At 31.5% G+C, this 10,776-nt stretch carries 10 protein-coding genes; 2 read left to right on the top strand and 8 right to left on the bottom strand.

Annotated features, from left to right (window positions below; translation table 11 throughout):
• Both Q0370_RS03105 and Q0370_RS03100 read right to left on the bottom strand, forming a co-directional pair.
• Positions 1 to 1,377 (bottom strand): pitrilysin family protein (locus Q0370_RS03105; RefSeq protein WP_299571999.1); only part of this gene is annotated, 1,377 nt, incomplete at its 3' end.
• A 12-nt stretch (positions 1,378 to 1,389) separates the two neighbouring features.
• A complete protein-coding gene (locus Q0370_RS03100; protein WP_299571996.1) occupies positions 1,390 to 2,715 on the bottom strand; it encodes a pitrilysin family protein in 1,326 nt (441 codons plus the stop codon).
• Between the two features lie 22 nt (positions 2,716 to 2,737).
• On the opposite strand from Q0370_RS03100, the gene Q0370_RS03095 reads away from it, so the two are divergent.
• The gene (locus Q0370_RS03095) at positions 2,738 to 4,438 is read left to right on the top strand and encodes a DEAD/DEAH box helicase (RefSeq protein ID WP_299572001.1); all 1,701 of its coding nucleotides are present in this window, start codon (positions 2,738 to 2,740) and stop codon (positions 4,436 to 4,438) included.
• 57 nt (positions 4,439 to 4,495) lie between these two features.
• Here Q0370_RS03095 and Q0370_RS03090 read toward each other — a convergent pair whose 3' ends face one another.
• The 6 genes from Q0370_RS03090 to Q0370_RS03065 all read right to left on the bottom strand — a co-directional run bounded on the left by Q0370_RS03090 (position 4,496) and on the right by Q0370_RS03065 (position 9,040).
• Entirely contained in the window at positions 4,496 to 5,458 is a 963-nt protein-coding gene (locus tag Q0370_RS03090; protein ID WP_299571993.1) for a DUF4300 family protein, read from the bottom strand.
• A gap of 33 nt (positions 5,459 to 5,491) precedes the next feature.
• Positions 5,492 to 6,034 carry a hypothetical protein gene (locus tag Q0370_RS03085; protein ID WP_299571991.1) on the bottom strand — a complete coding sequence of 181 codons (543 nt, stop codon included), beginning with the start codon at positions 6,032 to 6,034 and terminating at the stop codon, positions 5,492 to 5,494.
• 387 nt (positions 6,035 to 6,421) lie between these two features.
• Positions 6,422 to 7,261: a hypothetical protein gene (locus tag Q0370_RS03080; protein WP_299571988.1), complete on the bottom strand. Its 840-nt coding sequence runs from the start codon at positions 7,259 to 7,261 to the stop codon at positions 6,422 to 6,424.
• A 31-nt stretch (positions 7,262 to 7,292) separates the two neighbouring features.
• A complete protein-coding gene (locus Q0370_RS03075; RefSeq protein ID WP_299571985.1) occupies positions 7,293 to 7,652 on the bottom strand; it encodes a hypothetical protein in 360 nt (119 codons plus the stop codon).
• Between the two features lie 29 nt (positions 7,653 to 7,681).
• Entirely contained in the window at positions 7,682 to 8,332 is a 651-nt protein-coding gene (locus Q0370_RS03070) for a DUF1003 domain-containing protein (RefSeq protein ID WP_299571982.1), read from the bottom strand.
• 240 nt (positions 8,333 to 8,572) lie between these two features.
• The gene (locus tag Q0370_RS03065; protein WP_299571980.1) at positions 8,573 to 9,040 is read right to left on the bottom strand and encodes a hypothetical protein; all 468 of its coding nucleotides are present in this window, start codon (positions 9,038 to 9,040) and stop codon (positions 8,573 to 8,575) included.
• A 190-nt stretch (positions 9,041 to 9,230) separates the two neighbouring features.
• Between Q0370_RS03065 and thrC the strand changes: the two genes are divergently transcribed.
• On the top strand, positions 9,231 to 10,724 hold the full coding sequence (gene thrC / locus Q0370_RS03060; protein ID WP_299571978.1) for a threonine synthase: 1,494 nt from the start codon (positions 9,231 to 9,233) through the stop codon (positions 10,722 to 10,724).
• Positions 10,725 to 10,776 lie beyond the last annotated feature (52 nt).

Here is a 10,776-nt window from a genome sequence, read left to right as displayed (position 1 = left end):
TTTTCCATTGTGTTTGAGTTGTTCTAATTCTTTGACAAATTCGTCTGCTTTTCCGACGATGATAAAACGTAAATTGTTGTATTTGATATACTTGTTGGCTGCACGCTTTACATCGGCTACGGTTACAGCTTCTATGTTTTTGATATAGTTGTTGTAGAAATCTGAAGGGAGTTTCTGAATCTCACGAGTTACTGCAAGGTCGGCTATGGTAGAAGGATATTGGGTGGACATCACAAAGCTACCGATAAGTTGTCCTTTTACCTCTTTGAGTTTCTGCTCGCTTACATTCTCTGTTTGGATACGCTTAATTTCCTTAAGGATTTCTACTACGGACTTGGCAGCTACTTCATTACGTACTCTGACAGAGACAAAGAAGTTGGCCAAGGTAAAGCGGTTGGTACCCATATAAGAGCGTGCGCCATAGGTATAACCATGTTGTTCTCGTAGGTTAATGTTGATATAGCTACCATAGTCCCCTCCGAGGATTTGGTTGAGTACCTTCACCGCGAAATAGTCCTTGTCGCTCATCTTAAGTGGATAGAGGTTGAAGGCACTGATTTCGGTTTGTACAGCGGTAGGTACATCTACAAGATTCACTTGGGTGTATTGTACATCACGAGGGGTAGGGATGCTTAGCTGTAATGGAGTAGCAGGAAGCCAGTCATGGAAGTCTTTCATAACCAATTTTTCTACTTCCTCAGTATTTACATCTCCTACCACTACCATATAGGCACTAGAGGGAGAGAAATAAGTCTTATAGAAGTTGGTAATATCATCAAGAGTGATCTTCTTAAGAGATTCTTCGGTATAGAAACTTCCATAAGGGTGGTTTTTACCATAGGTAAGAGCGCTGTTGAGGCGATAGATGATGCTCTGAGCGCTGTTTTCATCTGCCTTAAGGGAAGCGATAGCTTTGTCGCGAGCCTTGTCCAATTCCTCTTGAGTGAAGTTAGGGTGTAAAGCCGCATCAGCGAAAAGTTCCAATACTCTAGGGAAATAACGGGTAAGTGAGTAGGTAGAACCCCCATCCACAGTGATATATACGGTAGCTCCTAAGCGATCGGTTTCTTCTACGAAAGCCTCTTTGGAAATGCTCTTAGAGCCACCTCCCATAAGCTCAGAGGTAAGATAGTACATCCCTGGTTTCTGAGTCTCATCGATAGGAGGGCGGTCAAGAGAAAGGCTTACCGAAACATGGGGGAGCTTATGGTCTTCCACAACCATGAGAGTAAGTCCATTGGGTAGCTTCTTTATATAAGGATCACCCAAGGTGAAAGAAGGCAATTGGGTAGGTTCAGGCATCTTGTCACGATCAATCTGAGCAGACAAGAAAAGAGGAGCAAGCAAGGCAATGCTTGAGAGTAATATTTTTTTCATGGAAGTGTTTTTTTAGTTGGACTTTTTTTCAGGGAGATAATCTATCTCCAAACGTTGGTTAGCATTGAGGTACTTTTTGGCTACACGGCGAATGTCTTCGCGAGTTACCTTACGGTAAAGATCCAATTCCTTGTTGATAAGGTTGGTATCCTTGAAGAAGGTATAGTCCATAGCTAGGGAGTAGGCAATACCTTGTACATTGGAGTTAGTAGCTACATAAGTAGTCTCGAATAGGTTGAGGAGCTTTTCGTATTCCTTTTCGGAGATAAGTTCATTCTGTAAGCGTGTGATTTCCTCGTCCATATCCTTGGTAAGTTGTTCCAAAGGAGCATCTTGTGCTACGGCAGCAATCATAAGAATACCTGTATCTTCGTAGTTACAAGTGTAGGAGATGAATTGGAGCACTTCTTTTTTCTCTTCAACCATTTTCTTGTAGAGGCGAGAGCTTTCTCCATTGGCAAGGATGGCTTGAATAAAGTCCATAACACGGGCATCCTGCTCGGTCATTTTAGGCGTACGCCAAGCTAATACTTTAGCAGGGGCAGTGATATTGGCATCGTAGTCAGTTACTTTTTTCGTCTGGGTGATAGGAGCATCCATAGTGTAGTTACGTACAGGCTTGGCTACATGGTTTTGGATAGGGCCGAAGTAAGTTTCTATCCAGCTTTTTGCCTGCTCTTTTTGGAAGTCTCCCGCTACTACCAATACGGCATTGTTAGGATTGTAGTAGCGCTGATTGTAGTGGATAAAGTCTTCAAGCTTAGCTGAGTTCAAATCCTCCATGCTACCAATGGTTGGGTGCTTGTAGGGGTGCTTATCGAAGAGGTGGTTCTGCACTACAGGCATGTAGATGATCTTTCCGTAAGGCACATTGTCAGTACCTTCGCGTTTTTCTTCTTTGACAACCTCTTTTTGAGTATCTACCCCGATTTGGTTGATTACAGGGTGTAGCATACGTTCGGCTTCCATCCAGAGGGCAAGTTGTAGGCTGTTGGAGGGGAGGGTCTCGTAGTAGTAGGTTTTATCCACATCGGTAAAGGCATTATTGTCGCCCCCGTGGGAAGAAACAATGTCAAACCAACGGCTTCTTGGGATATTCTTAGTTCCCTCAAAGAGCAGGTGCTCGAAGAAGTGGGCGAAGCCTGATTTGCCAGGGAGGTCATCTTTGGCTCCTACGTGGTACATAACAGTGGTGGTAACCACAGGAGCGGAGTTGTCCTGATGCAAGATTACGTGAAGCCCATTAGGCAAGTCGTATTCTTCAAAGTTGATTTTTTGCGCCATAGCCACAGTGGAGGACAATAGCAAGGCACCGAAAGTAAAAAAATATTTTTTCATAAATGAAAATGATAAAAAAGTAATGCAAAGATTTGAAGATTTTGGATTAAGTACAGAGATGCTTAACGCTTTAAGTAAAAAAGGATTCGAGGAGCCAAGTGAAATACAAAAATTGGTAGTCCCTGAATTATTAAAGGAAAGAACCCACTTGATAGGACAAGCTCAGACAGGAACAGGTAAAACTGCAGCATTTGGTATCCCAATTTTAGAAACAATTGAAGCTGATAAAACAGTTAGAGCCTTAATTTTAGCACCAACAAGAGAACTTGCCAATCAAGTTGCAGATGAAATTTATTCTTTGAAAGGAGCAAAGGATTTAAAAGTGCTTGCTGTCTATGGTGGTGCATCTATCGAAAATCAGATAAAAAAATTAAAATCTGGAGTAGATATTGTTGTTGGAACACCTGGACGTGTTATGGACTTAATGAGAAAAAAAGTACTAAAAGTTGATAATTTAGATTATTTTGTACTGGATGAAGCCGATGAAATGCTAAATATGGGATTTTTAGAAGACATTGAAGCTATTCTGGAAAAAACTAACGATGAGAAAAAAATGTTATTCTTTTCAGCAACTATTCCTAAAGCAATTATGGCTATTGCCAAAAGATTTATGCCAGAACACAAATTATTAAAAGTTGAGAAAAAAGAACTTACTACTAATTTGACTGAACAAATTTACTATGAGGTAAAACAGGAAGATAAATTTGAAGCTTTATGCAGGGTTCTTGACTATGAACAAGATTTTTATGGAATTGTATTTTGCCGTACAAAATCTGAAGTAGATGATGTTACAAACAAATTAAAAGCTAGAAACTACGATGCTGAATGTATTCACGGAGATATTACTCAAGCACTTAGACAAAAAGCACTTGATTTATTCAAGAAAAAAATATTGACAATATTAGTTGCAACAGATGTTGCTGCACGTGGAATTGACGTAAGTAACCTGACGCACGTTATTAACTATTCTATCCCGCAAGAAGCCGAATCTTATGTTCATAGAATAGGTAGAACAGGTCGTGCTGGTCAAAAAGGTATCGCAATAACATTTGTAACTCCAAGAGAAGCTAGTAAGCTTGCTCAAATTAAACGTATCACAAAGACAGACATTAAGAGAGAAAATATTCCAAACGTAGAAGAAATTTTAGAAGCAAAAAAAGAAGCATTAATTGCTTATGTAGATGAAATCATTAAAGAAAACGATTTTGATGCCTATAAGGAACTGGCTGAAAAACTAATGGGTGGAAGAGATGCAAAACAAGTTCTTGCTTCTGTATTAAGACATGTTTATGAAGATGAATTCTTACCTGATAATTATAGTGAAATTCAAGATGTGAAAGTTAAAATTGATGACAAAACAAGATTATTTATCGCACTTGGAAGTAAAGACGGCTATAATGTTGGACGATTGCTTGACTTATTAAATAAAAAAGCAAAAACACCAGGAAGAAAAGTAAAAGATGTAAAAATTATGGATAAATATTCTTTTATTACAGTTCCATTACAAGAAGCAGAATATATAATGCGTGCTTTAAATTCCAAAAAAGACGCTAAACCACTTGTTGAAGAAGCTACAGGGGGAAGAAACGGTGGAGAAAAGTCTAGCAAAAAATCAGATAAAAGAAGAGACAGAAAAGGAAGAAAAAAATCTTCCGATAAAAAGTCATCAAAAGGAAAGAAAGATAGCAAAAAAGATAAAAAAACTAAAAAAGCAAAAAAATAGTATCAAAAAAAACTCAGAAGATAAATTTGTTTTCTGAGTTTTTATTTTTTATTATTTCTAACTTTTATTATTTGGATTATTTCTATATTCCTTTAATAATTCATCATTTTCCATAATAAATGGTCTAGCGACTGGCTGTCCCCAAGCAGTGTCATATTTATTCATAAGATAATCATTCAATTCTGTCCTATTATTAAATTTCAATACTTGGTAAGGTTGCTGAAATGCTAATTTTTCAATAAACATTAACTTTCCATCCTTTTCAGGAACCAAAATTCCAACATGCCCAATAAATAAAATATTTTCTTGTGGCTCATCATTAAAATGGAAAAACACAGAAATCATTGATATTTTACTATTTTTATCAAATGTAACTCCTCGCTCTTTCCAAACATTTTTTACATTTTCAACGTGAACTTTCACATCTTTAGTTGCTTTCGTAGGAATTTCTGAAAATAAATTCACAAATTTGTCTTTTTCATTTTTAGAAAATAACTCAAATGGCATATGTTTTAGCGATTCTACATCCATAAAAAGCATTTCTCCAGTTTTTACAACTGGTTTTTCTACCTTTACGTAATCTTTCATAAAAGTAAATGCAGTTATTCGGCAATTAAATCCTGGAAAGTTTTTATTTTTTTTATCCCAAATTTTCTGTATAGCAACTTCATCATAAGTCGGGTTTATATTGTTAGAATTAACAAATCCTGATTTTATAAGCCCTTCATTTTGTGTTGCTTCATTATAATAATTCACGCTTTTGAAAAAGAGATTTATACTATTTGAATCAATTCCAGCATTTTCTAAACTTTCCTTAACTTTTTGCTGGGTATCTTTATCTGCCAAATTTGAATAATTTATACTTTTTAAATACTCTTTTGTCAAATTTTCTGTAACTTTTTCGTTTTTAGATATATTCTGATTTTTCAAATTATTAATCTTACCATCGTTTTTATTAGAACATCCTACCGTGAGTCCAGCCATTAATGTTAAGATTAATACCAATCTTTTATTTTTCATTTTATCACCATTCTATTAGTTTTTTATATTATTCTATGATTTACTGTTTACATTAAAACTTTTACTATTTGTAAAATAATTTGCTTTATCTTGTGAAATTGATATTTTTAGACTTTCAAGATTTTCCTGTGCAGATTCCTTACTAGAATTTTTATCTTCAGCAAGTTCTAAATAAAGATATTTCCCATTTTTTGCTTCTACATTGTCATCTATCTTGTCACTTGTATATATTTTTGAAACTTCTCTATTTATTTTAGTTTCAGTTGTATTAACTATTGGCTCATCCTCTTCATCTCCAATATTATTTTTGGAAATGCTCTTTTGAGTAACAGTAACTGCATTTTTTGATAATTTTTCACTTTTTATTGTTTTATCAAATTCAATAATTACAGCCTTCACCTTTTTTCCAGAACCTTTTTTCTCTGTTACTGCTGTTACATTTTTTATATTATCTAAACTCAAATTTTCCTTATCTGCAATTTTTATATCAATATGATTATCATTACTTTCATTCAAAATCACAAGTCCAACTAAGCTAATCAAAGCTCCAAGCACTATATTTCCTATATTTTTCATAGTGAGTCCTCCTTTAATTCAAATTTCCCTAATTGTATATTTATACTCTTTAACATTATACACTATATTTTTGTTAATTTTTTGTTTTTTTCCTTAAAAATTCTTGTAACTTACTATTGTTTTTCTAAGGAAATTTTTTCTAGCAGAACTTCTTAAAAATTAAAACGAAAATTATAAATATTCTATCTAATACTAAATTCTGTTTAAATAATCCAAAATAATAAATGCTGTTATCAAGCAAAATAATCTAATATTAAATTGTTAACTAACTTATAAAAAAAGCAAAAGGAACGATCTCCATAAAGTAGAAATAATTCCTTTAATCAGTATCATTTTTTATTTTGTATTTATAGTCAATCCACTTGAATTAGAGTAAAAATCTATAATTTATTTTGATTTCTTTTGAAAATCATCAACTTTCTTCATAAGGCTATCCCATAGTTTATTTCCTTCTTGAACAGCCTGCTGTCCAATTTCACTATTTTTTACATCATTTATACCTTTTTCAATATTTTTTAACATATCTAGCATTTTCTCAACATCAATTTGTTTTGAAGAATACAATTCCTTCCCTTTTTCAAGCAGTTTCGGACATTCTTTATCAAAAGTGGCATCTCCAGTTGGATTGCATTTTGCGTTTTTAAATAAATTATTAGACTTTTTAACATTTTCTAAAGCTTTTTCTCCATTTTTAATTCCAGAATTTGTATCTTGCTTTTCCAAACTTTTTTTTAACATTTCTAATAAGCCTTCTGTATCTTTTTGACTATCCGAAAACATCTTATCAATTCTAGCTTGTTCTCTTTTTACATTTTCCTGAACTTGTGCATCATTTGGATTTGAGATTATATTATTCTGAATAACTGGTGTCCCTTGATTCTGCTGATTTTGGTCTTGCTGATTCTGATTCTGATCTGTTGTAATTTGAGCCATTGTTCTTTCAGATTGCTGTTGAACTCGCATATTGTCAGAATTTTCATTTTCATATAAATAAAAACTATAAAATCCTCCACCAAGCAAAGCTATAAGCGACAAGTAGAATAATCCTTCAATAACTTTATCATTAGTTGTCTTTGTATCCTTTATTTTCCCGATTGCTTCATGTTTTCCAAGTCCCTGCTCATCCATATATTCTTTCATTAATTTTTTATTTTCAATCATTTTTTTTACAACTGGTATTCCTGTCGCAATAACAATAACCAATGCAAATATTACAAATAACATCATACCCATTCCTCTTTTCTTTTAATTTCAATTTTTAACCAAAAAAGATACAAATCCACACACAACAAGGTTCTTTACTTGTGTAACTTACCCTGTGCCGTTCTCCCTTATTGATTAATACAGTATCTCCTCTTACTAATTGTAGTTTTTTATTATTAGTATTTCTTTGATTTTTCATTATATTTCTTTTATAATCATTGTTTTCAAAATACTCAATTTCAGCTTTACCCTGAATTAAAATTACAAATTCATTTTTATCTGATTCCTGCCAATCTGTAGTCTGTCCAGTTGAAATAATTTTTTCAATTTTAACATTTTCATTCTCAGTCAAAATCCTCACAACTTCTTCTTTTTCAGACAAATCTTTTAAATCAAAAATATTCATTTTCCCCATTTCTTTCTAAAAAACAGCAAATAAAGTTATTAATGCTTATTTCTATCCTTTTCAGAAATATCAATAAATTTATATTCCTTTTTTTCTTTTATTGGTGGAACTTTTCGTCTTTTTTCAAGTTCTTGAACACGTTTTACAATCTCATCCTGCTTTTCAATTAAATCATCTAGTTTATAATGCATATCTTCTATTATAATCTCATTTTTTAAATTAACTTTATAATCATTTTCAGACTTTTTCTCGTCAATTTTCTTTTTTTTATTTTGATTAAAAATTATAATTGAACAAAAAATTAACATAATAAAAGATAAAATAGCATTCATTATTACAAACGAATATGGATTAAATTGACCTTTTAAAAAAAAGAATACATCTATTACAATCCACACTAAAACAAATATTATCACAAAAAGAATAAATCTATTACTTCCTGCAAAATTTGAAACTTTATATGAAAATTTTCTTTTTTCCTCTTCTTCTTCTTTTATAACTTTAGAAACTTTCTGTTCTAGCAGCATGTGGATAATCTCTTCTCTTTTTACCTCATCATCCACTTCCTTTAACATATCTTTTAATGTTTCTTCTTTTCCATTTTTTATTTTTTTTTGGTTTGATTCTATATTTGATGCTATATTTTCACTTCTTGTCTTACTCTTTTGTTCTTCAATATCACTTTTCAATTTTTTACTTCCCTCCTTCTACACTCTCCATCTGTATAATACCATTTTCAGAAAAAAAATACAAGTATATATATTTTTATTAAATTTAAAAGGATTGATCCTCATTTTTTATAAAAGTCAATCCATTATCCATAAATAAAATCAAATTTCTAAAAGCTTACTTTTTATTTTTAAAATTCATATCCATTTTTATAAATTGTATCAATTCTAAGTTTACCAATATTTAGAATATACTTACGATTATTTTTTCAAATAGCTTTCTGCTTCATTAAAGAATATATTTGCCTTATTTTCCAAATTTTCCTTGTTAAGATTCAACTCTGTCACATAAAGAATTGAAGTATAGCCATTTTTTACTTTAGAATTTTTTCCTGTGATAAGATAAATGTACATTTCTTCGCTTGAATCATAGTATTTGCTAATGTAATGTTTTTTAGTTTCAAAAAAATCTTGAGATTTTACATTCTCATTTATAATTTCACTCTTAAACATATCGTTAATATCTTTTGCACTTGAATTTTGATCATAAACATGTGTTACTGTTTCTACTGCTCCATCTTCAAATATTTTATAATATGACAATACCTCATCAATATCAGCAATAATATTATAATTTTTTCTTTCTATCTCTTTCACGTTTACAAAACTTGGTGCTGAGAATGATAATGCTGTTAATCCTAAAAATAACCCTAATAAAATCTTTTTCATAAAAATTCCTCCTAAAATATTTTTGTATTTTTTTTACTTTGTATATTTTACAGTAAATATTATACCATATTTATATAAAAAGTCAATACTATAAGAAATAAAAGTGAAAAAATACTCTATTTCAATTGATTGGGGTATTTTTTTATGTTATAATACTTTATAAACAAAATAATTAAAAAGAGGTGTAATTATGAATTATAAAAGTACAAGAGGCGGCGAGTTACAAAGCTCTACTTTTGCCACATTACATGGACTTGCAAATGGCGGAGGGCTTTATATTCCTGAAAAATTGCCAGAAGTAAAATTGACTTATGATGAACTGAAAAATTTATCTTATCAAGAACTTTCAGAAAAAATTATAAAACTATTTTTTACCGAATTTTCAGATGAGGAAATAAAAAAAGCTGTTAATAGTGCTTATAATAGCTCTACTTTCAATGATGAAAATGTTGTTCCTATACATAAACTAAATGAAAAAGTGAGTTTCGGAGAACTGTTTCATGGAAGAACATTGGCATTTAAAGATTTAGCTCTTTCATTATTCCCGTATTTACTGCTTTTAAGTAAAGAAAAACAAAAAGAAGATAAAAAAATATTGATTTTAGCTGCAACTTCTGGAGATACTGGAAAAGCTGCACTTGAAGGATTCAAAGATATTGACGGAATTAACATTGTCGTGTTTTATCCTAAAAACGGAGTTAGCCCAATGCAGGAAGAACAAATGCGAAAACAACTTGGAAACAATGTAGAGATAGTCGCAATAAACGGAAATTTTGATGATGCTCAAAGTGCCATAAAAGTCATTTTTTCAAGTGAAGAATTTAAAAAATATGCAAATGACCATAATGTAATGTTTTCCAGTGCAAACTCAATCAACATCGGAAGATTATTCCCACAAATTATATATTATGTATCGACTTACGTAAATTTAGTAAAGGCTGGAACAATTAAACCTAATGAGGAATTTAATGTTGTAGTTCCAACTGGTAACTTTGGAAATATTTTGGCTGGATTTATTGCTAAAAAACTTGGGATACCAATCAAAAAATTTATTTCGGCTTCAAACAAAAATAAAGTTATAGCTGACTTCTTCCAAACTGGAATATATAATAAAAATAGAGATTTTTATGCAACAAATTCTCCATCAATGGATATTCTTCTTTCATCAAACTTTGAGAGATATCTATATTACGCATTAAACGAAAACTCTGAAAGAGTAAATGAATTAATCACAAACTTGCTTTCAGGAGGAGAGTTGTCTGTAAATGAAGAGGAATTGAAAAATATTCAAAATGAATTTTATGGAGAGTTTGCAAATGACGATGAAACTGTAAATGCAATTAAGAGTGTGTATGAAAATTATCATTATTTAATGGATCCTCACACAGCAGTTGCTTATTCTGTTTATGAAAAATTAGATAATAGTAATTTAGACAAAAACACTCACACTGTAATAATGTCAACAGCACACCCATTCAAATTCCCAACTCCAATTGCAAAAGCATTGGGAATTGATGAAACAAAAGATCCTTATACAATTTTAGATGAAATATCAGAAACTACTGGGGTAAAATTCCCAGAAAAATTGACAGAAGTCAGAAATTCAGAAATAAGATTTTCGAATGTAATTGATAAGACTGATATTCAAGATTTTGTGAAAAAATATATAAAAGATTTAAAGTAAAGAAATCAAAAAGAGATTTTTAAAAAATATTCAATATATACTCAAAACTACT

The organism is uncultured Leptotrichia sp. (assembly GCF_938036635.1).
GTDB lineage: Bacteria > Fusobacteriota > Fusobacteriia > Fusobacteriales > Leptotrichiaceae > Leptotrichia > Leptotrichia hongkongensis.
The sequence above is the reverse complement of the archived record's forward strand: the minus strand, read 5'-3'. Positions and strand labels throughout refer to the sequence as shown.

Excerpts from the sequence above, each read along its gene's own strand:
- Q0370_RS03085 (WP_299571991.1), bottom strand. The coding sequence starts at position 6,034 with ATGAAAAATATAGGAAATATAGTGCTTGGAGCTTTGATTAGCTTAGTT.
- Q0370_RS03095 (WP_299572001.1), top strand. The coding sequence starts at position 2,738 with ATGCAAAGATTTGAAGATTTTGGATTAAGTACAGAGATGCTTAACGCT.
- Q0370_RS03065 (WP_299571980.1), bottom strand. The coding sequence starts at position 9,040 with ATGAAAAAGATTTTATTAGGGTTATTTTTAGGATTAACAGCATTATCA.
- Q0370_RS03100 (WP_299571996.1), bottom strand. The coding sequence starts at position 2,715 with ATGAAAAAATATTTTTTTACTTTCGGTGCCTTGCTATTGTCCTCCACT.
- Q0370_RS03080 (WP_299571988.1), bottom strand. The coding sequence starts at position 7,261 with ATGATGTTATTTGTAATATTTGCATTGGTTATTGTTATTGCGACAGGA.
- Q0370_RS03075 (WP_299571985.1), bottom strand. The coding sequence starts at position 7,652 with ATGGGGAAAATGAATATTTTTGATTTAAAAGATTTGTCTGAAAAAGAA.
- thrC (WP_299571978.1), top strand. The coding sequence starts at position 9,231 with ATGAATTATAAAAGTACAAGAGGCGGCGAGTTACAAAGCTCTACTTTT.
- Q0370_RS03090 (WP_299571993.1), bottom strand. The coding sequence starts at position 5,458 with ATGAAAAATAAAAGATTGGTATTAATCTTAACATTAATGGCTGGACTC.